At 67.0% G+C, this 18,354-nt stretch carries 22 protein-coding genes; 6 read left to right on the top strand and 16 right to left on the bottom strand.

All coding sequences use genetic code 11. The features are described 5' to 3' along the window. Window positions 1–11: 11 nt before the first annotated feature. From AB4061_RS01335 to AB4061_RS01260, 16 genes are all read right to left on the bottom strand, one after another. Window positions 12–1,202: a sensor histidine kinase gene (locus AB4061_RS01335; protein WP_441630203.1), complete on the bottom strand. Its 1,191-nt coding sequence runs from the start codon at window positions 1,200–1,202 to the stop codon at window positions 12–14. Window positions 1,203–1,252: 50 nt separating this feature from the next. Further along, window positions 1,253–1,681: a terminase gene (locus tag AB4061_RS01330; protein ID WP_441630201.1), complete on the bottom strand. Its 429-nt coding sequence runs from the start codon at window positions 1,679–1,681 to the stop codon at window positions 1,253–1,255. Beyond that, on the bottom strand, window positions 1,678–1,884 hold the full coding sequence (locus AB4061_RS01325; RefSeq protein ID WP_150983578.1) for a LiaI-LiaF-like domain-containing protein: 207 nt from the start codon (window positions 1,882–1,884) through the stop codon (window positions 1,678–1,680). Before AB4061_RS01325 ends, AB4061_RS01330 begins: the two co-directional genes overlap by 4 nt. A gap of 216 nt (window positions 1,885–2,100) precedes the next feature. Then, window positions 2,101–3,048 carry a CysB family HTH-type transcriptional regulator gene (locus AB4061_RS01320; RefSeq protein WP_441630199.1) on the bottom strand — a complete coding sequence of 316 codons (948 nt, stop codon included), beginning with the start codon at window positions 3,046–3,048 and terminating at the stop codon, window positions 2,101–2,103. Continuing rightward, window positions 3,045–4,169, bottom strand: a complete 1,125-nt coding sequence (locus tag AB4061_RS01315) for a sulfate/molybdate ABC transporter ATP-binding protein (protein WP_441630197.1) — start codon at window positions 4,167–4,169, stop codon at window positions 3,045–3,047. The genes AB4061_RS01320 and AB4061_RS01315 overlap by 4 nt, the downstream gene beginning before the upstream one ends. After that, window positions 4,166–5,107, bottom strand: coding sequence for a sulfate ABC transporter permease subunit CysW (cysW, locus tag AB4061_RS01310; RefSeq protein WP_441630195.1), 942 nt, complete (start codon window positions 5,105–5,107; stop codon window positions 4,166–4,168). Before cysW ends, AB4061_RS01315 begins: the two co-directional genes overlap by 4 nt. A 1-nt stretch (window position 5,108) precedes the next feature. Continuing rightward, the gene (gene cysT / locus AB4061_RS01305; RefSeq protein ID WP_441630193.1) at window positions 5,109–6,053 is read right to left on the bottom strand and encodes a sulfate ABC transporter permease subunit CysT; all 945 of its coding nucleotides are present in this window, start codon (window positions 6,051–6,053) and stop codon (window positions 5,109–5,111) included. A gap of 190 nt (window positions 6,054–6,243) precedes the next feature. Beyond that, window positions 6,244–6,954 carry an RBBP9/YdeN family alpha/beta hydrolase gene (locus tag AB4061_RS01300; RefSeq protein WP_441630191.1) on the bottom strand — a complete coding sequence of 237 codons (711 nt, stop codon included), beginning with the start codon at window positions 6,952–6,954 and terminating at the stop codon, window positions 6,244–6,246. Further along, window positions 6,951–7,853: an EAL domain-containing protein gene (locus AB4061_RS01295; protein WP_441630189.1), complete on the bottom strand. Its 903-nt coding sequence runs from the start codon at window positions 7,851–7,853 to the stop codon at window positions 6,951–6,953. The genes AB4061_RS01300 and AB4061_RS01295 overlap by 4 nt, the downstream gene beginning before the upstream one ends. Window positions 7,854–7,894: 41 nt before the next feature. Continuing rightward, the gene (locus AB4061_RS01290) at window positions 7,895–8,110 is read right to left on the bottom strand and encodes a TOBE domain-containing protein (protein ID WP_017224957.1); all 216 of its coding nucleotides are present in this window, start codon (window positions 8,108–8,110) and stop codon (window positions 7,895–7,897) included. Between the two features lie 227 nt (window positions 8,111–8,337). Beyond that, window positions 8,338–9,213 carry an ATP-binding cassette domain-containing protein gene (locus tag AB4061_RS01285; protein ID WP_441630187.1) on the bottom strand — a complete coding sequence of 292 codons (876 nt, stop codon included), beginning with the start codon at window positions 9,211–9,213 and terminating at the stop codon, window positions 8,338–8,340. A gap of 26 nt (window positions 9,214–9,239) precedes the next feature. After that, window positions 9,240–10,049 (bottom strand): aliphatic sulfonate ABC transporter permease SsuC, encoded by an 810-nt coding sequence (gene ssuC, locus AB4061_RS01280; RefSeq protein ID WP_441630185.1) that lies wholly within the window; start codon window positions 10,047–10,049, stop codon window positions 9,240–9,242. 9 nt (window positions 10,050–10,058) lie between these two features. After that, entirely contained in the window at window positions 10,059–11,222 is a 1,164-nt protein-coding gene (gene ssuD / locus AB4061_RS01275; protein WP_441630183.1) for an FMNH2-dependent alkanesulfonate monooxygenase, read from the bottom strand. A gap of 12 nt (window positions 11,223–11,234) precedes the next feature. After that, the gene (locus AB4061_RS01270; RefSeq protein ID WP_441630181.1) at window positions 11,235–11,384 is read right to left on the bottom strand and encodes a hypothetical protein; all 150 of its coding nucleotides are present in this window, start codon (window positions 11,382–11,384) and stop codon (window positions 11,235–11,237) included. Between the two features lie 73 nt (window positions 11,385–11,457). Then, window positions 11,458–12,465: a sulfate ABC transporter substrate-binding protein gene (locus tag AB4061_RS01265; RefSeq protein WP_441630179.1), complete on the bottom strand. Its 1,008-nt coding sequence runs from the start codon at window positions 12,463–12,465 to the stop codon at window positions 11,458–11,460. Between the two features lie 241 nt (window positions 12,466–12,706). After that, window positions 12,707–13,669 carry a LysR family transcriptional regulator gene (locus AB4061_RS01260; RefSeq protein WP_441630177.1) on the bottom strand — a complete coding sequence of 321 codons (963 nt, stop codon included), beginning with the start codon at window positions 13,667–13,669 and terminating at the stop codon, window positions 12,707–12,709. A 198-nt stretch (window positions 13,670–13,867) separates the two neighbouring features. On the opposite strand from AB4061_RS01260, the gene AB4061_RS01255 reads away from it, so the two are divergent. The 6 genes from AB4061_RS01255 (at window position 13,868) to AB4061_RS01230 (ending at window position 18,352) form a co-directional block, all read left to right on the top strand. Continuing rightward, a complete protein-coding gene (locus tag AB4061_RS01255; RefSeq protein ID WP_441630175.1) occupies window positions 13,868–14,842 on the top strand; it encodes a Bug family tripartite tricarboxylate transporter substrate binding protein in 975 nt (324 codons plus the stop codon). Between the two features lie 101 nt (window positions 14,843–14,943). After that, on the top strand, window positions 14,944–16,170 hold the full coding sequence (locus AB4061_RS01250; protein WP_441630174.1) for a CaiB/BaiF CoA transferase family protein: 1,227 nt from the start codon (window positions 14,944–14,946) through the stop codon (window positions 16,168–16,170). Between the two features lie 14 nt (window positions 16,171–16,184). Beyond that, the gene (locus AB4061_RS01245) at window positions 16,185–16,955 is read left to right on the top strand and encodes an enoyl-CoA hydratase/isomerase family protein (RefSeq protein WP_441630172.1); all 771 of its coding nucleotides are present in this window, start codon (window positions 16,185–16,187) and stop codon (window positions 16,953–16,955) included. Window positions 16,956–17,012: 57 nt separating this feature from the next. Next, a complete protein-coding gene (locus tag AB4061_RS01240; protein ID WP_441630170.1) occupies window positions 17,013–17,996 on the top strand; it encodes a tripartite tricarboxylate transporter substrate binding protein in 984 nt (327 codons plus the stop codon). After that, the gene (locus AB4061_RS01235; protein ID WP_441630168.1) at window positions 17,993–18,124 is read left to right on the top strand and encodes a hypothetical protein; all 132 of its coding nucleotides are present in this window, start codon (window positions 17,993–17,995) and stop codon (window positions 18,122–18,124) included. Before AB4061_RS01240 ends, AB4061_RS01235 begins: the two co-directional genes overlap by 4 nt. Window positions 18,125–18,166: 42 nt before the next feature. Beyond that, window positions 18,167–18,352 (top strand): hypothetical protein, encoded by a 186-nt coding sequence (locus AB4061_RS01230; protein WP_441630166.1) that lies wholly within the window; start codon window positions 18,167–18,169, stop codon window positions 18,350–18,352. Window positions 18,353–18,354: the final 2 nt, after the last annotated feature.

The following is an 18,354-nucleotide window of genomic DNA, read 5'->3' as shown; positions in this document are numbered from 1 at the left end:
GGCGAGGTGCCTCAAGAATGGGAAATGCCTTGCGTGGCAGCGCTCACGGGGGGGATGGCGCGCGCGCCGGCGGCCTTGCACGCGGGCACCGGCATGGGTGCGTTGACGGCGGCAAGCGCCGCCGTGCGCACAACGGGCAACGTCAGCCGGACGATCACGCCGCGTGGCGTGTTTTCTTCCATCTGCATGCTGGCCGCCGCGCCGAAAATCCGCGCCAGCCGCTCGCGCACATGGGTCAGCCCAAGGCCGGAGCCCTTGGTCACGGCATGTCCGAAACCTACCCCGCTATCGGTGATGATCACCTGCACGGCGTTGTCGCCCTGCGCCCGGGCCGACAGCACGATCCTGCCGCCATGCATGCACGGCTCGATGCCGTGGCTGACCGCGTTCTCCACCAGCGGCTGGATCAGCATGGGCGGGATCTCGACCTCCGCCAGCTCGGGCGGAAGCTCGATCTCATAGGCCAGGCGCGTGCCGAAACGCAGGGCCTGGATGTCCAGGTAGCTGCGCAGCAACTCGAACTCCTGGCGCAGCGTGCATTGCTCGGCGCGCGTGTGCGACAGCGACATGCGCAGGAATCCGATCAGCCGCTGCAGCAGGCGCCTTGCGGCCTGCTGGTCGGTGGCAATCAGGCAGTCCAGGTTGGCCAGGGAGTTGAACAGGAAATGCGGCTCGATCTGCGCCTGCAGGGCCATCAGCTGCGCGCGCACCAGTTGCTTTTCGGCCTCTTCGCGCTGCAGCGCGTCGAGCGCGGCCTGCCGCTCGAGATGGGCGAGCTTCTCGCGCGACCAGTAGAAGTAAATCATGCTGGCCGATGCAAGCATGCCCACTACCAGGCACATGCGCAGCATATCGGTAGCTTCCTCGAAGGACTTCGCCGGCTCGTTCAGTACCACGCGTGTGGTCCAGCTGCCCATGATCACGCCCAGCGGCACGGCAACGGCAGTCAGGCACAGGAAGGGCCAGCGCGTGGGACGATCATTCCACCAGATCAGTACGCGGGCGATATCGATCAGCAGCCAGATCGACAGGCCGATAAGCTGACTGTAGACGAAGTTGTGCCACAGCGAGCCGCCCGTGCGGAAACCGTAGTTCAGGCTGACGGCGATGATGGTGTTCGCGCACAGCACGAACACCAGGTCGCGCCCGAGGATCGAGATCCTGGAGGGGATGGCGGCGGGACAGCGATCCAGCGCTTTCATAGGGGCAAGGTCGAGGATGACTGAGCGTTATTGGTTATTGTAAAGGCCGATCACAGGCGCTGACAGCCGTCGCCCGGCTCGCGGGCACGCGGCACCACGTTGGCGTCATCCATCGCGGGATTGGCACCGTGGCCGTGCAACGCGGCCCACCACTGCCCCGACAGCACATAGCGCGGAAACGTGATCCATTGCTCGGCCAGGATCCGCCGGGCGATGTCGAGCGGGCCGGCAAACGGCTCGGGCCTGACCGCCTCAAGCCGGTGCCCCCGCCCTTGCAGCATCATCGACAAGGCCATGCACAGCACGCCAAGCCCTACCGCGGGCACGGATAGCAACAGCACGCCATAGACCAGCAGCACATTGCCGGCCATGAACATCGGCACCGCGACAATGTGCAGCAACAGGCTGCGAGGGTGATTGTGGTTGCGGGCGTAGCCGCGCCATTGCCAGCTCAGCAGCCCTTCAGGGCGCGCGCTCATGGCTTGGGGCCGCGCTGGTCGACGCGCCGCCAGGCCAGGCGGCGCACAAGCACGATGGCGCCCAGGGCGATCAGCAGCACGGGCCAGCCATCCCGCACCAGGTAGGCTGGCAGCAGGCCGCCGTTTTGCGCGAGGAACACCGCGCCCAATGCAATCAGGATGATCGGGGCGATCAGCCCCTTGCCGCCACGGCCTTGCTTCATCGCGCTCTCCTCTCGTGCGGACCCGCGCACCGTCGATATTGCGGTGCATCAAGCCATGTGACGGTATCAACGTATTCCGCCACGGACAGTAGCGACTTTACGCGGACACCGGTCGCTACGAAAGTGGCGTGCGACGAATGGAATGCGGATGGCGCGAATCGCGAGGATGCGGCGCGATCGGCACCGGGCCTGCCCAGGTGCCGCTAGCCCAGGTTGTCAGGCCTCGACCACCTGCCCGCCCGCCGGCTCGGACAGCGCGCTGCTGACGGTATCGCGCGAGAGGTGCGGCGCGAACATGTTGATGAAGGCATGCGCGTAGCCGCGCAGGTAGGCGCCGCGGCGCACGGCCACGCTGGTGGTGTTGGGCTCGAACAGATGGTCGGCCGCGATCCGCACCAGCCCGGCGTCCTTGCGCTCGTCGTAGGCCATCGAGGCGATGATGCCCACGCCCAGCTCCAGCTCCGCGTAGGTCTTGATGACGTCCGCGTCCATCGCGGTCAGCACGATCTCCGGCTGCAGGCCGGCGGCGGCAAAGGCGCCGTCGATCTTGCGGCGCCCGGTGAAGCCGGCATCGTAGGTAATGATCGGGAAGCCGGCGATGTCTTCCAGCGTCGGCTCCGGCAGGTGCGTCAGCGGGTGATCCGGCGAAACCACCAGCACGTGGCGCCAGGTATAAGCCTCGAACGAGGTCAGCCCGGCCTCGCTGGCCACCGCCTCGGTGGCGATGCCGATATCGGCCTGGCCGCTCAGCACCAGCTCCACAATGTGCGCGGGCGAGGCTTCTTGCAGCGCAAGCGTCACATGGGGGTAAGCGCGGCGGAAGCTCTGCACCACCTTGGGCAAGGCATAACGCGCCTGGGTGTGGGTGGTGGCCACCGTCAGGCGGCCGGTATGGCGCCCGGCGAATTCGTCGCCCGCCTGGCGCAGGTTCTCGGCCTCGAGCAGCAGGCGCTCGACGATCCGCACGATTTCGCGCCCGGGCTCGGTCAGGCCGGTCAGGCGCTTGCCGTAGCGCTCGAAGATCTCGACGCCGAGCTCTTCCTCCAGCTCGCGGATCTGGCGCGAGACACCGGGCTGCGAGGTGTAGAGCGCATTGGCCACCTCGGTCAGGTTGAATTGGCGGCGCACCGCCTCGCGGATGGAACGTAGTTGCTGGAAGTTCATTGTGCGGCTCCTGCCGGCGTGCCCCTGGCGCTAGCCGGGGCGGATGAATGGGGTTGGACGAAGACACGCAGCCGGCGCGGCCGCACGGCGAGCAGCTCGCCCTCGCGGAAGCCCTGGTGGCGGAAGCGCTCGAGCGGCAGCGCCACTTCGATGACTTCCTGGGTGTCTTCACGTTCCAGTTCGAGCTGGGCCACGGGGCCCAGGGTGAGCGCGCGGCGCAGCGTCACGGCAATACCGTCGGTGCCGGGCGAATAGCGCTCGAGGTCGAGATCGTGCGGGCGGACATAGGCCACGGCGTCGCCGGCGGTCTCATGGCCGCTGCCGATCACCGGCAGGATCGAGTCGCCGGTATGCAGCAGGCCGCCCCGCTCCCCGACCTCAAGCCGGCCGTGGAACAGGTTGACGTTACCGAGAAAGCCGAACACGAACGGCGTGGCCGGATGGTTGTAGACCGCCTCCGGCGTGCCCGCCTGCTCCACATGGCCGCGGTTCATCAGCACCACCTGGTCGGCCACTTCGAGCGCCTCTTCCTGGTCGTGGGTGACAAACACGCTGGTGACATGGAGCTCGTCGTGCAGGCGGCGCAGCCAGCGGCGCAGTTCCTTGCGCACCTTGGCGTCGAGCGCGCCGAAGGGCTCGTCGAGCAGCAGCACGCGCGGCTCCACCGCCAGCGCGCGGGCCAGCGCGATACGCTGGCGCTGCCCGCCGGACAACTGCGGCGGATAGCGGTCGGCCAGCCAGTCGAGCTGCACCAGTTCCAGCAATGCGCGCACCTTGTCGCGGATCTGCGCCTCGCCGGGGCGCTCGGCGCGCGGCTTGACGCGCAGGCCGAAGGCCACGTTCTCGAACACCGTCATGTGCTTGAACAGCGCGTAATGCTGAAACACAAATCCAACCTGGCGCTGGCGCACGTGCTGGTGCGAGGCATCGCGCCCTTCCAGCAGGATCTGGCCAGCGTCGGCGCGTTCCAGGCCGGCGATGATCCGCAGCAGCGTGGTCTTGCCGCAGCCCGAGGGCCCCAGCAACGCCGTCAGCTGGCCTTCGTCGAAATCGAGGGTGACGTCGTCGAGCGCAACGAAATTGCCGAAGCGCTTCTGCACATTCTTGACCTGGATGCTCATGATGCCTGTCCTTGCAATTTGCCAGCGCTCGGGTTCTCCGGCGCAACGTTCTCGTCTTCCCTGTGCTCGCGGCTCGCCCGGTACTCCACCAGCGTCTTGATGCCAAGCGTGACCAGGGCCAGCAGTGTGAGCAGCGACGCCACCGCAAAGGCGGCCGCGAAGTTGTATTCGTTGTAGAGAATCTCCACGTGCAGCGGCATGGTGTTGGTCAGGCCGCGGATATGGCCCGACACCACCGAGACCGCGCCGAACTCGCCCATCGCCCGCGCATTGCACAGGATCACGCCATACAGCAGGCCCCAGCGGATGTTGGGCAGCGTGATGCGGCGGAAGGTCTGCCAGCCCGAGGCGCCCAGCACAATGGCGGCCTCTTCCTCCTCGCTGCCCTGCGCCTGCATCAGCGGGATCAACTCGCGCGCCACAAACGGAAAGGTGACGAAGATGGTGGCCAGCACGATGCCCGGCACCGCGAACATGATCTTGATGTCGTGCGCCTCCAGCCACGGCCCGAGCCAGCCCTGCGCGCCGAACAGCAGCACATAGACCAGGCCGGAGATCACCGGAGACACCGAGAACGGCAGGTCGATCAGCGTGGTCAGCAGGCTCTTGCCGCGGAATTCGAACTTGGCGATGGCCCAGGACGCCGCCACGCCAAACACCACATTCAGCGGCACCGCGATGGCGGCCACCAGCAAGGTGAGCTGGATCGCGGCCACGGCATCGGGCTCCACCAGCGAATCGAAATAAGTCTGCACGCCTTTGCGCAGCGCTTCATAAAATACCGAAGCCAGCGGAATGAACAGGAACAGCGCGAGGAACAGCACCGCAATCGCGATCAGGGTGTAGCGCACCCACGGCGCTTCACCCGTGGCATCCCGGAAACGCGTGGCGGCGGGGGCAGCACGGCCGCCCAGGCCCTTGGTAACGACGCCAGCCATTTCAGCTCTCCTTGTCCGGCGAGACGGACGCACGCACGGCCTGGTGGTGACGGCGCGTCCACGCTTGCAGCAGGTTGATCAACAGCAGCAGCGCGAAGGAGATCACCAGCATCACCACCGCCACCGCGGTTGCGCCCGCGTAGTCGTATTGCTCCAGCTTGGAATAGATCATCAGCGGCGCGATCTCGGAGACCATCGGCATGTTGCCGGAGATGAATACCACCGAGCCGTACTCGCCGGTGCCCCGCGCGAACGACAGCGCAAACCCGGTCAGCAGCGCCGGCAGGATGGTCGGCAGGATCACGCGGACAAAGGTCTGCAGGCGCGTGGCGCCCAGGCTGGCCGCGGCTTCTTCCAGCTCCTGCTCCGCGTCTTCGAGCACCGGCTGCACCGTGCGCACCACGAACGGCAGCCCGATAAAGGTCAGCGCCACCACCACGCCCAGCGGGGTGAAGGCCACCTTGATGCCCAGCGGCTCCAGGTAGCGGCCGATCCAGCCGTTGCCGGCGAACAGCGCGGTCAGCGCAATGCCGGCCACCGCGGTGGGCAGGGCAAAGGGCAGATCGACCAGCGCATCGACCAGGCGCTTGCCGGGAAAGCGGTAGCGCACCAGCACCCAGGCCACGACCAGCCCGAACACCGTATTGACGATGGCGGCGATCAGCGAGGCGCCGAAGCTCAGTTGCAGGGAGGCAACCACCCGGGGCGAGCTCACCGCGGCCCAGAAGGCCTCCCAGGTCATGGTGAAGGTCTTGAGGAAGGTGGCCGACAGCGGGATCAGGACGATCAGCGTCAGGTAGAACAGCGTGAAGCCCAGAGAGAGGCCAAAGCCTGGCAGCACGGTAAAGCGCTGCTTGCCTGGCTTGGGCGGCGCGCTCTTGCGCGCTTGGGGGGCATCCGGCCTCGCCGGGGGCGGATTGTCCGCCAGGGAAATCGAGGGTGGCATGTTGTCTCGTCTGTGCCGTCACTGTCGTATCCGCCTCCGGAGAATGGCTTCCGGGCGGAGTTCGCCGGAAACCGAAGCAGCGGGGGCGGCTTCTTTATGACGCCGGCGCATAACGCACCGGCCTACGAGACAAATTCTGCAGATACCGCCTTATAAACAGAACGAATCTTTGCGTATGTTCTTAGGCGTTTTAGATATAAGGGAACGTGGACGACACTTCCAGCCCGCCTTCCCAAGGCCCGGCGCAGTCTCCGGACGGGCCGGCGCTGCCGTCCGCCTCGATCCGCTGGATCAAGGCATCGAGCAAGGCAAGCCCTTCGGGCCACTGGTCAAGGCCGGATTCGGCGTTAATGTGACCCAGCATGCCCGCGTCATGGAGCTCGCTGCCCCACAGCGTGCCCCAGCTGAACGCGGTGCGCTGCTGCATCCAGGGATCATTGCGGCTGGCCACCAGGATGGTGGGAAACGGCAGCCGGTACGCGGGCAGCAGCCCGGCCACGCCAAACTTGTCGGGATCGGCCGGCGCCACCAGCACCGCGCCCGCGATGCCCTCGGGGTCGAGCGCTGCCTGGCGCAAGGTGGCCAGGCAGCCGAAGCTGTGCGCCACCAGGATGGCCCCGCGCGGGGCCACGCGCTGCGCCCGCATGACGCTCTCCGACACGCGCTCGGCCCACAGCGGCAGGCTCGGGCGCGACCAGTCGTGCTGCTCCACGCGCTGCCAGTCCGGAAAGCGCTGCTCCCAACGGCTCTGCCAGTGGCCCGGGCCACTGCCATGCAACCCGGGCACCGTCAGGATCTGCAAGCCCTTGGGCACCTTCAACCGTACGTCGGCGGGTCGCGTGCTTGCGCCCGCCTGGCCGCCGCGCTGCTCCCGCGCGGCCGGCCTCTTCGTCTGCGTCATATCGGCTCCTTGGTCAACGCCATCGGGATGCCGCCGGATCCGCTCCGTGGCGCCCCGCCCTTGAACTCCTGAATGCCAGCCTCGCCGGCCACTTCACGCAGGTGGCGTGCGCTCACCGCCGCGCCGGTGAAGCTGCCCTGCCCCAGTACGATGCCGGCCGCCTGCAGCCGCTCGGCGTTTTCGGCGTTCTCCAGCCGGCGACCGATCAGCGTCACGCCGGCGCTATCGGCACTGGCCTGCAGCCCCGCCAGTTGGCGGTCGGTCCAATTGCGGCGCATGTCCAGCTTGAGCCAGTCGGGCAACGCGTGCGCCATCAGCGCGCCGGCCTCCGCGGGATCCGATGCCTGCAGGCTCACCGCAAAGCCGTTGCGGCGGTAGTTGCCCACCACATGCAGCAGTAGCGGCAGGTCGTCGTTGGCGCTGGCCGGCACCTGGATCACGAACCGGTCCAGCGGCAGGCCGAGCGACTGCAGCGCGCGCCGGAAGGCCGCGCCGTGATCGTCGGCCACGGCGGCCAGCAGCCGGTTGTGCACGTTGAGCACCAGCTTGCGATCGCCATCGGCCGCGAAATAATTGATGGCATGCACCAGGCGCGAGAGCCGGTCGAGCGAGACCAGCGAGGCATCGTCCGCCGCCATCGCAAACAGCTTCCAAGCGGTCAGGCCGACGCCATCGCCGGCGTATGTTCGCAGCGTGCCTTCGTGCGCCACCACGTCGCGGCTGGACAGGGTGATAAGCGGCTCGAACGCGCTGGTCAGCGAGCAGTGATAGAACTGGCCCTGCACCTGCCCACGCTCGTCGCGCCACAGCTGGCGATCGCGCTCGGGGCGGCGCGGCAGCCCTTCCAGGTAGTGGGTAAGCGCCGTCGGTGCCGCGCCTGCTTCGTTCGCGCTTGCCATTGCGATTTCCTTTGCGTTGCGCTTGCGCCTCGGGCGAGGCTTCAAAGCTTGGCCAGGGAGACCTCGGTAGCCTTGACCAGGGCAACGACTTCGCTGCCGATGGCAAGGCCGAGATCCTTGACCGAGCGGGTGGTGATGACCGAGGTGACGATGCCGGCCGGCGTCTCGACGTCGACCTCCGAGACCACAGGGCCTTCGATGATGGCGGCAACCTTGCCGCGGAACTGGTTACGTACGTTGATCGCCTGAATGCTCATGATAGAAGCTCCTTTGCGTGAGTGAAAATGACAATTGCGTAAAACTCTGGTTTAGCGGATGGCCCCCGCGCGGGTGAGTGACGTTGCCCGCTCACCCAGGGCTGCCACCGCTTGCGCGGGTTGCGCCGGCTTCGCTCAAGGCTGGCCGCGCGTCCTTTGCTTCATTCTTGTTTGCTGCTTCCTCGGCGGGCTTGCCTGCGCCGCTGCTTGCATCCCTGCTTGCGTCCCTAGATTGCCCAGCGCACTGAATCGAACGTGCGCGCCACCGACCAGTCCACTGCGGGCAACAATGCTTGCCCGTGCTGGCTCTCATCGGCAGCCGGCGCGCCGTCACGCCGCATCACCCGGCGCAGCACCGCGTCCTCCAGTTGCGCGAACGCCGCCGAGCCGCGCTGGCGCGGACGCGGCAGCGCCACCCTCTGGTCCAGCGCGATGCGGCCGTCTTCGATCAGCACCACGCGGTCGGCCAGCGCTACCGCCTCCGATACATCGTGGGTGACCAGCAGCGCCGTGAAGCCAAGGCGCTGCCACAAGGTTTCGATCAAGCCCTGCATCTCGATGCGGGTCAGCGCATCCAGCGCGCCCAGTGGCTCGTCCAGCAGCAGCAAGCGCGGGTGATGCACCAGCGCGCGCGCCAGTGCCACGCGCTGGCGCTGCCCGCCCGACAGGCGCGCCGGCCACTCCCCCGCGCGCTCGGCCACGCCGACCTGGCCCAGCACCCTGGCCGCATCGGCCTGCTGCGCGCGCGCCAGCCCCAGCGCCACGTTGTCCAGCACCGTCTTCCACGGCAGCAGGCGAGCATCCTGGAACATCACCCGGACCGCCTCGCACTGCTTGTTGCCAGGCGCGCCGTCCAGCGTCACGCCACCGCCGTCGCTGTCTTCCAGGCCGGCCACCAGCCGCAGCAAGGTACTCTTGCCGCAACCGCTGCGGCCCACGATGGCGAGAAACTCGCCGGGCGCGGCCTGCAGGTCGATGCCGTGCAGCACCTCGCGCCCGCCGTAGCGCTTCACCACCTGCTGCACGCGCAGCGCGAGGCCCTTGCCATCCTGGCTGGCGGGCACATCGGCCAGCGCGGCCTGCTCGATCGGGTTGCTTTGCATATCGGGTTCTCCTTGGCCGGCCGCGCTCAGTGCGCCTGGTAGCCGGGGTGCCAGCGCAGCCAGAACCGCTCCAGCCCGCGTGACAGCAAATCCGCCAGCTTGCCCAGCAGCGCGTAGAGCAGGATGCCCACCAGCACTACGTCGGTCTGCAGGAACTCGCGCGCATTCATGGTCATGTAGCCGATGCCCGACTGCGCCGAGATGGTCTCGGCCACGATCAGGATCACCCACATCAGGCCGAGCGAGAAACGCACGCCGACCAGGATGTTGGGCAAGGCGCCCGGCAGGATCACCTCGCGGTAAAGGCGCCAGCCCGACAGGCCGTAGCTCTTCGCCATCTCGATCAGCCCGGGGTCGACCGCGCGGATGCCGTGGTACGTGTTCAGGTAGATCGGGAAAAACACGCCCAGCGAAACCAGGAACAGCTTGGCGGTCTCGTCGATGCCGAACCACAGGATCACCAGCGGGATCAGCGCCAGCGGCGGAATGTTGCGCACCATCTGCAAGGTGCTGTCGAGCAGGGTCGCGGCCGGCCGGAAGGTGCCCGTCAGCAGGCCCAGCGCCAGCCCGAAGCCGCCGCCGATGGTGAAGCCGAGCACGGCGCGCCAGGTACTGACCCACACGTGGCGCCACAGCTCGCCGGTCACGGACAGGCCCCAGGCGGCCTTCACCACGTCGAACGGCGCCGGCAGGATGCGGTTGGACAGCCAGCCCAGCTGCGAGGCCAGTTGCCACGCCGCCACCAGCAGCACCGGCACGATCCAGGGCGCGGCCGAGCGAGCGGCATGGCGCAGCCAGTCAGGGTTGCGCGCGGGCAAGGTCAAGGGAGCGGACATGGTTGCCTCCTACCCGCGCGCCGCGCGCGGCACGATGCCGGTTGCCATGACTTCGCCGAAAGGGCCGGACAGCACCTTGCCCTGCAGCTGGTCGCGCACCGAGCGCGGCAGCAGCGGAAAGACCAGTTCGGCGAAGCGATAGGCTTCTTCCAGATGCGGGTAGCCGGACAGCACCAGGGTATCGATGCCCAGCGCCGCGTACTCCTTGATGCGCGCCGCCACGATGTGCGGGTCGCCCACCAGTGCCGTGCCCGCGCCGCTGCGCACCAGGCCCACGCCGGCCCACAGGTTGGGGCTGATCTCCAGCTCCGCGCGGCTGCGTCCGCCGCCACCTGCGTGCAGCGCGGCCATGCGGCGCTGCCCTTCGGAATCCATCTTGCCGATCACCGCCTGCGCGCGCGCCACCGTCGCATCGTCGAGCTTGCTGATCAGCTGGTCGGCCGCGGCCCATGCCTCGTCCTCGGTCTCGCGCACGATCACGTGCAGGCGGATGCCGAACTTCACGCTACGCCCATGGCGCGCCGCGCGCTGGCGCACGTCGGCGAGCTTCCTGGCGACCTCCGCCGGCGGCTCGCCCCAGGTCAGGTAGGTATCCACCTGCTCGGCCGCGAGCTCATGCGCGGCGGCCGAGGAGCCGCCGAAGTACACCGGCGGATGCGGGCGCTGCAGCGGCGGGAACAACACCTTCGCGCCCTTGACCTTGAGATGCTTGCCCTCATAGTCGAGCTCGGCGCCTTCATGGCTGGCGGCCAACACCTCACGCCAGATGCGGATGAACTCGGCCGAGGCTTCGTAGCGCTCGGCATGGTCCAGGAACAGGCCATCGCCCTCCAGCTCCGATACATCGCCGCCGGTCACCAGGTTCACCAGCAGGCGTCCGCCCGACAGGCGGTCGAATGTCGCCGCCATGCGCGCGGCCAGCGTGGGCGCCATCAGCCCGGGGCGTACCGCCACCAGGAAGCGCAGCCGGGTGGTGACCGCGGCCAGCGTGGAGGCCACCACCCACGGATCCTCGCAGGAGCGGCCGGTGGGAATCAGCACGCCCTCGTAGCCAAGCGTATCGGCCGCGGTGGCGATCTGCTTCAGGTAATCGATATTGACCTCGCGCGCCCCTTCCGAGGTACCGAGGTAGCGGCTGTCGCCGTGCGTGGGGATAAACCAGAAGACCTGCATGTCCGTGCCTCTTCAGCGCTGTTTGTGGATCGTGGCCGTCCGGCCCTCGCCTGCCGCAACCAGGCCGATCGCCAGCAAGGCAGCGCCCAGTGCGCCGGTGACTAGCGCCACCAGCAGTACATGCCTGGCAGGGCGCAGCGGGGCGCCGGCTCGGATCGGCATGGGAATAAAAATAGGAAGCGGGGATAAGGCACGGAAGTTGCGCGGCGGGCACGCGCCCGCCGCCGGCTACGTCTTACTTCTTGCCAGGCTGGTAGACCTGGTCGAACGAGCCACCGTCGGCGAAGTGCGCCTTCTGCGCTTTCTGCCAGCCGCCAAAGGCCTCATCGATGGTGAACAGCTTGACCTTGGGGAAGTTGCTCGCATACTTGGCGGCAATCTTCTCCGAGATCGGGCGGTAGTAATTCTTGGCCGCGATTTCCTGGCCCTCGTCGGTGTACAGGAACTGCAGGTAAGCTTCGGCCACCTTGCGCGTGCCCTTCTTGTCCACCACCTTGTCCACCACCGCCACCGGCGGCTCGGCCAGGATGGAGATCGACGGCGCGACGATGTCGAATTTGTCCGGGCCCAGTTCCTTGATCGCCAGGATAGCCTCGTTTTCCCAGGCAATCAGCACATCGCCCAGGCCGCGCTCGACAAAGGTGGTGGTGGCGCCGCGSGCGCCGGAATCSAGCACCGGCACGTTCTTGAGCAACTGGCCGACGAACTCCTTGGCCTTTTGCTCGTTGCCGCCCGGCTGGCGCAGCGCGTAGCCCCAGGCCGCCAGGTAGTTCCAGCGCGCGCCGCCCGAGGTCTTCGGGTTAGGCGTGATCACCTGCACGCCCGGCTTGACCAGGTCGTTCCAGTCCTTGATACCCTTGGGGTTGCCCTTGCGCACCAGGAACACGATGGTCGAGGTRTAGGGCGMCGMRTTSTGYGGCAGGCGCTTTTGCCAGTCCGGCTTGAGCAAGCCCTTCTCGGCGATGGCGTCGATGTCATAGCCCAGCGCCAGCGTGACCACATCCGCATCCAGCCCATCGATCACCGAACGCGCCTGCTTGCCCGAGCCGCCGTGCGACTGGCGGATGGTCAGCGCGTCGCCGCCCTTGGCCTTCCACGCCTTGGCGAAGGCGGCATTCACGTCCACGTACAGCTCCCGCGTGGGATCGTACGAAACGTTCAAGAGGGCGGTGTTGGCCCAGGCGGTCTGGGTGGAACCGATGACGGCCAGTGCCGCGAGTCCGATGGCCAGCTTGCGAATCATGTGTCCTGCTCCCGTATTCTCGTCGTGAAATGGCGCGTGCGCGCCGCGTTTCATGGCCCTCCTTGTGTGGGAAGGCTTGCGTCAGGGATGAAGACTACCGAGGGGCCTATCTGAAAGGAACGAATGGTTTCGCCGATCCTTGCACGTTTTCCGCATAAGATTCGACGGAAATATGAACATGCCGGAGGGGGTGGGAGAGGCGCTCGCTGTGCCGAACGCCTTGCGCGCCCCGCCCTTGCGGTCAGCGGCCGGCGCTGTTCACGCGGGCCGGCCACTGCCCATCGGCGATCAGCGCGCGAACCGTTTCCATCAGCAGATCCAGCACCGCCGAGACCGCGATCGACAGCGGCATGGTGGCGGAGCGGCACAGATAGACCGGGCGCGACATGCTCGGATGGGTGATCCGCGCCGCGGACAGCAAGCCATCGTGCAACTCCTCGCAGACCGATGCGTAGGAGAGGATCGTGCACCCCACGCCCGCCGCGGCGAGATTGATGAGTTGCGGTATGGCATTCACCTCCGCCAGCACCGGGAGCACGACCTGATGAGCGCGCAGATACCCATCGATCAACGCGCGCAGGCCATGCTCGCCGGCGGGCAGGATCATGGGGAAGCGATGCAGGTCCTTGAACCGCACCGTCTTCGTCAGATCGGCTCCGCGCTTGCGGGCATCGGCGAACTGCCCCGGGGGCGCCAGCAAGACCAGATCCTCGTCGACCACGTGTTCGAACAGCAGGCCGGAGCCAGCGTCCGCCTGGAAGGTCAGGCCAATATCGATGCGCCCGCTCAGCAGTTGGTCGGGGATGTACCCGGTGCTGAGCTCGACCACCTGCAACTGGACCTTAGGCCAGCGCCGGATGGCTTCGCGCACCAGCGGCACGGTCAGTATCTTCGCCATGGATTGCGGCAGGCCGATCGCAACCCTGCCCGCGGGATCGGTTACCAGGTCGCGCACGTCCTCGCAGGCGACGTCGAGCCGCTTGAGGATATCCCTGGCGTGGCTCTCGAATCTCTGCCCGGCGGCAGTCAGGACGACGCCCTTGTGGCTGCGCATGAAGAGGGCCACGCCAAGATCCTGCTCGATGTGCTTGATCTGAAGGCTCAGCGCCGGTTGCGCGAGATGCATGTTCTCCGCGGCCCGGGAGATCGATCCCGCCGACACCACCGCCAGAAAGCATCTGAGTCCACGTACATCGATCGACATAAGCAAGTCTCCGCATGTGACACCACGGGGCCGGCCGGGCGGCGGCACGATGGCGGCAAGTTCCAGCTGGGTATAGCATAAAAATATACTCAATATCAAAAATCTATCTTGGACATATAGCGGTACCGAAGCCCATAGTGACGCCAGCTTCCACGCAACGCACGCGGAATGCCAAGACAGATCATCCACGGAGACTCAATGGGACTCAGCCGCCGTACTTTCCTGACGGGCGCAGCCGCATCGTTGCTCGCCCCGTCGCTCCATGCCGGGCAATGGCCGTCGCGGCCGATCAAGCTTGTTGTCCCGTTCGCGGCGGGTGGCCCCGGTGACTTCGTGGCACGCCTGATTGCCATACCGCTGGGCAACCGGCTCGGCCAGCCCGTGGTGATCGAGAACAAGCCCGGCGCCGGCGGCAATCTCGGCACGCAGAATGTGCTCGACGCCAACGCCGATGGCTATACGCTGCTGCTGAACACGGTCGGCATGCATGCCGTCAACCCGCTTTTGTTTCCCGACTTGCGGTTTCGCCCGCAACGCGACCTGGTGGCCATCGGCGTGGTTGCGACGGTGCCGAACGTGCTGGTGGTGCATCCAACCAAGCTGGGGGTCAGCTCCCTGGCGGAGCTGGTCCGTGCCGGCAAACAGCGGCCGGACAATCTCACCTACGCCACCTTCGGCGCGGGAAGCTCCCCGCATATCTATGGCGCGCTGCTGCAGAAGGCCGCGGGCTTCACCGCGGTGGCCGTGCCCTACAAGGGCAGCGCGCCAGCAAGCACTGACGTCATGGCCGGGAATGTGGATTTCCTCTTCGACAGCATGACCACCTCCATCGGCCAGATACAGGGCGGCAAGCTCAAGGCCCTGGCGATCACTTCGGCTGCGCGTTCGCCCCTGCTGCCGGATGTGCCGACGCTGCAGGAAGCCGGCTATCCGGCGCTGGACCTGAAGTTCTGGCTGTCGCTGCAAGCTTGCGCGAAGACGCCGCCCGCCATCGTCGAGATGCTGCGCCAGGCCGTGGCGCAAAGCGCTGGCGATCCAGGCTATGGCCATGCGCTGATTGCGCGGGGAGCCGAGCCGTTCCACATGGCGCCCGCCGATGTGCAGGCCTATGTGAATCGCGACACCGCGCGATGGATGGCCCTGGCCCGCTCCATCGATATCAAGCCCGAGTAGCCGCCCCGACTCACCGGCATCCCATAGCCACAATACGACGCCGGACCCGCGCCCGCAATCCCGGGCGGCGTCCGCCGCCGATCCGCTTCGGAGACACATCCATGATTGCATTGCAGGGCATTCGCGTCCTCGACTTGAGCAAGGTGCTTGCCGGCCCCTTGTGCGGGCAGTATCTGGGCGAACTTGGCGCCGAAGTCATCAAGGTCGAGCCGGTCGGCGGCGGCGACGATACGCGCGCCTGGCTGCCGCAGGAGCGCGGGCAGTCCGCCACCTTTCTCGCCGTCAATCACAACAAGCGCAGTCTCGCCGTTGACCTCAAGACCAGCGAGGGCAGGCAGATCGTCCAGAGGCTGGCGGCCAAGGCGGACGTCGTGCTGCAAGGCTTCGGCAGTGGCGCCGCCGCCAGGCTCGGTGTGGACTACGACACGCTGTGCGCGTTGAACCCGGCGCTGATCTACTGCGAGATCTCTGGCTACGGACGCACGGGCCCCCTGGGCCAGGAACCCGGCTACGACGTCATGCTGCAGGCCTTCAGCGGCATGATCAGCACGATGGGCCAGGCCGGTGGCCAGCATGCGCGCGCCAGCTTTTCGCCGGTGGACCTGGGCACCGGCATGCATGCATTCAGTGGCATCCTGGCCGCACTGATCGAGCGGCAGAAGACAGGCCGAGGCATGCACCTGGAGGTGTCCCTGCTGGATACCGCGATGGGCTTCATGGGCTATCTCGCCCAGAACTATTGGCTCAGCGGCAAGGTGCCGCGGGCCATGGGCACCGCGCATCCGGCCATGGCGCCCTACCAGGTGTTCGACGCAGCCGACGGGCCAGTGATGATCGGCGTCGGCAACGACGCGCAGTGGCGGCGCTTCTGCCCGGTCGCCGGGTTGCAGGATGTGGCCGACGCGCCGCGGTTCGCCACCAATGCGGCCCGTGTCGCGCACTTCACCGAAACCGTCGAGATGGTCCAGGCGCGTATTCGGACCCAGCCGGTTGCCTACTGGCTCGACGCGCTGCGCAAGGCTGGCGTGGCCTGCTCCCCGATCCACACGCTGGACCAGGCGCTGGCGCATCCGCAAGTGGCCGAGCGCGCGCTGATCGCCGAGTCTGAGCATCCGGTGCTGGGCAAGGTGAGGAACATGGGCTTGCCCGTGCGCTTTCGCGGCGGCAGCCGGCAAGCGCGCCGCGCGCCGCCTTTGCTGGGCCAGCACACCGACGAAATCCTGTTGCAGACAGGCTATACGCCCGAGTCCATTGAACGATTCAAGGCGCGCGGCGTGATTGCCAGCGCCGATGCCAGCAAACCCGGTGGCCTTTGCACGGCCGCATGAGATCAGGAGTCACCATGCCCTCAGTCAGATATGAAGTGCGCGACAGGGTCGCGGAAATCCTCCTGGATAGCGCGCCGGTCAATGCCTTGAGCGAGGCGATGATCGACGAAATGCTGGCGGCGCTGCGGCGCGCGGCACAGGACGATTCGGTCAGGGCCGTCATCCTGGGCAGCGCCCTGCCCCGGCGCTTTTGCGCCGGGTTGCGGCTGGATGCGCTGCATGGGGCGCCGCAGGCCCGGATCTATAGCCTGGTCGACAAGCTGTACAACGAACTGTGCGACGCGCAATTCAACCTGGGCAAGCCATCCATTGCCGCCGTGAACGGCACCGCCCGCGGCGGAGGCATGACGCTCGCGATCTCCTGCGACATGATCGTCGCCGCCGACACGGCCACCTTTGGCTATCCGGAAATCGACGTCGGGCTGACGCCCGCCATCCACTACACGCACCTGCCGCGCGTGATTGGCCGTCACCGGGCCTTCGACCTGCTTTTCACCGGACGCGCGTTCGACGCCGCCGAAGCCATGTCCCTCGGACTGGTCAGCCGCGTGGTGCCCGTGCAGGACGTCATGCGCGAGGCCAGAGCACTTGCCCAGACCTTGTGCGCAAAATCTCCGGTCGTCGTCAAGATGGGACGCAAGGCCTTCATGCGCGCCAATGACAACGACTACCGGCGCGGCGTCGCCGCGGCGGTGGAGAGCTTCGGCAATGTGGTGGCGACGGACGATGCGAAGGAAGGCATCGCCGCGTTCGTGGAAAAGCGCAAGCCATCCTGGCAAGTCTGATCGTGCCGGCTTCAACAATCATCCAACAATCGCCCTCAACGGAAGCGGAGTGAACGCATGCGATTCCTGAACACCCTGCACCGGAGCGCCCCCGTCATCCTTGCGCTGCTCGCGGCGCAACCAGGTGGCGCCAGCGCGAAGGATGCATGGCCAGCCCAAGCCGTGAGGCTCGTGGTGCCGTATGCGGCCGGCGGACCGACCGATGCCTTTGCGCGCGTGCTGGCTGAGCAATGGGGCAAGCAGCTGGGCGAGCCGATGATCGTGGAGAACCGCACAGGCGCCGGCACGGTGGTTGGCACCGACTATGTGGCCAAGGCCAAGCCGGATGGCTATGTGGTCCTGTTGACGACCGTGGCGCACGCGGTCAACGAGAGTATCGTGCCCCGTTTGCCCTACCGCACCACGCAGGACTTCGCGCCGGTCGGACTGGCGGCCATGGCGCCCCTGGTCCTGCTGGTGAACAAGAACTTCCCAGCCAGGAATCTCCCCGAATTCCTGGCGTACGTCAAAGCGCATCCTAGGCAGATCAACTATGGGTCCGCCGGCAATGGCAGCGCACCTCATGTCGCGACCGAGCTGCTGAACCTCAAAGCCGCGCTGAAAACCACGCACATCCCGTATCGCGGCACCGGGCCCGCCATGACCGACCTGATCGGCGGGCAGATCGGCTTCATGATCGACAGCGCGCCGACGGGACTCGCGCAGGTCCGCGCGGGAACAGTGCGGCTGATTGCCACGTCGATGCAAGCGCGCCTTGCACAGACACCGGACACGCCGGCCATCGCCGAAGCGGTACCCGGCTACGAAGCCTATACGTGGAATGGCGCCTTCGTCCCCGCGGGGACGCCTGCGGCAGTAATCACCACGCTGAACGGTGCGTTGCGCCGTGCGCTTGCCGACCCCGGCCTGAAGAGGCGAGCCTTCGAGATGGGCCTGGTTCTCGAGGCCGAGCCAACGCCGCAGGCACTCGCCGCGCACGTGGACAGCGAGATCGCCAAATGGCGGACCGTCGCGCAGGCGGCCGATATCAAGGAGCAGTGAAGCATGACCCGACCCGACTTTGCAGCACCGGCGTGCTGACCATGCGTTCCACGGTGCATAACCAGTCTGCAGTGCTCGTGATGGAAGGCACACAGCGCTACCTGTTGAAGAAGCGCCAGCCGGGCTAGATTCCTGCCGCAACCTGGAGTCCAGGGCCAGCGGTGCTCTCCTTGCGGCACCAGGGGACGCAGCCGCACCTGCCGCGCGCCAGCGGCGAAGTCAGGCAGGTGCTCGCCGAATGGACGCTGGCACCGGTCGACCTCTGGGCGGTATTTCCGAGCGGCCGCATGGCCAGCGCGAAGGTCAAGGCTTTTGTCGCGTTCGTGGAAGCGGCACTGCGCCGCGACATCGCTTAGCG

Origin of the sequence: Cupriavidus sp. YAF13 (genome assembly GCF_052113425.1) — a bacterium.
In the GTDB taxonomy this organism is placed as follows: Bacteria; Pseudomonadota; Gammaproteobacteria; order Burkholderiales; family Burkholderiaceae; genus Cupriavidus.
This window is presented reverse-complemented; position numbering and strand designations above follow the sequence as displayed.

Excerpts from the sequence above, each read along its gene's own strand:
- AB4061_RS01245 (WP_441630172.1), top strand. The coding sequence starts at position 16,185 with ATGCCCTCAGTCAGATATGAAGTGCGCGACAGGGTCGCGGAAATCCTC.
- AB4061_RS01285 (WP_441630187.1), bottom strand. The coding sequence starts at position 9,213 with ATGCAAAGCAACCCGATCGAGCAGGCCGCGCTGGCCGATGTGCCCGCC.
- AB4061_RS01255 (WP_441630175.1), top strand. The coding sequence starts at position 13,868 with ATGGGACTCAGCCGCCGTACTTTCCTGACGGGCGCAGCCGCATCGTTG.
- AB4061_RS01240 (WP_441630170.1), top strand. The coding sequence starts at position 17,013 with ATGCGATTCCTGAACACCCTGCACCGGAGCGCCCCCGTCATCCTTGCG.
- AB4061_RS01260 (WP_441630177.1), bottom strand. The coding sequence starts at position 13,669 with ATGTCGATCGATGTACGTGGACTCAGATGCTTTCTGGCGGTGGTGTCG.
- ssuC (WP_441630185.1), bottom strand. The coding sequence starts at position 10,049 with ATGTCCGCTCCCTTGACCTTGCCCGCGCGCAACCCTGACTGGCTGCGC.
- AB4061_RS01270 (WP_441630181.1), bottom strand. The coding sequence starts at position 11,384 with ATGCCGATCCGAGCCGGCGCCCCGCTGCGCCCTGCCAGGCATGTACTG.
- cysW (WP_441630195.1), bottom strand. The coding sequence starts at position 5,107 with ATGGCTGGCGTCGTTACCAAGGGCCTGGGCGGCCGTGCTGCCCCCGCC.
- AB4061_RS01330 (WP_441630201.1), bottom strand. The coding sequence starts at position 1,681 with ATGAGCGCGCGCCCTGAAGGGCTGCTGAGCTGGCAATGGCGCGGCTAC.
- AB4061_RS01300 (WP_441630191.1), bottom strand. The coding sequence starts at position 6,954 with ATGACGCAGACGAAGAGGCCGGCCGCGCGGGAGCAGCGCGGCGGCCAG.
- AB4061_RS01295 (WP_441630189.1), bottom strand. The coding sequence starts at position 7,853 with ATGGCAAGCGCGAACGAAGCAGGCGCGGCACCGACGGCGCTTACCCAC.
- AB4061_RS01325 (WP_150983578.1), bottom strand. The coding sequence starts at position 1,884 with ATGAAGCAAGGCCGTGGCGGCAAGGGGCTGATCGCCCCGATCATCCTG.
- ssuD (WP_441630183.1), bottom strand. The coding sequence starts at position 11,222 with ATGCAGGTCTTCTGGTTTATCCCCACGCACGGCGACAGCCGCTACCTC.
- AB4061_RS01315 (WP_441630197.1), bottom strand. The coding sequence starts at position 4,169 with ATGAGCATCCAGGTCAAGAATGTGCAGAAGCGCTTCGGCAATTTCGTT.
- cysT (WP_441630193.1), bottom strand. The coding sequence starts at position 6,053 with ATGCCACCCTCGATTTCCCTGGCGGACAATCCGCCCCCGGCGAGGCCG.
- AB4061_RS01290 (WP_017224957.1), bottom strand. The coding sequence starts at position 8,110 with ATGAGCATTCAGGCGATCAACGTACGTAACCAGTTCCGCGGCAAGGTT.
- AB4061_RS01335 (WP_441630203.1), bottom strand. The coding sequence starts at position 1,202 with ATGAAAGCGCTGGATCGCTGTCCCGCCGCCATCCCCTCCAGGATCTCG.
- AB4061_RS01320 (WP_441630199.1), bottom strand. The coding sequence starts at position 3,048 with ATGAACTTCCAGCAACTACGTTCCATCCGCGAGGCGGTGCGCCGCCAA.
- AB4061_RS01250 (WP_441630174.1), top strand. The coding sequence starts at position 14,944 with ATGATTGCATTGCAGGGCATTCGCGTCCTCGACTTGAGCAAGGTGCTT.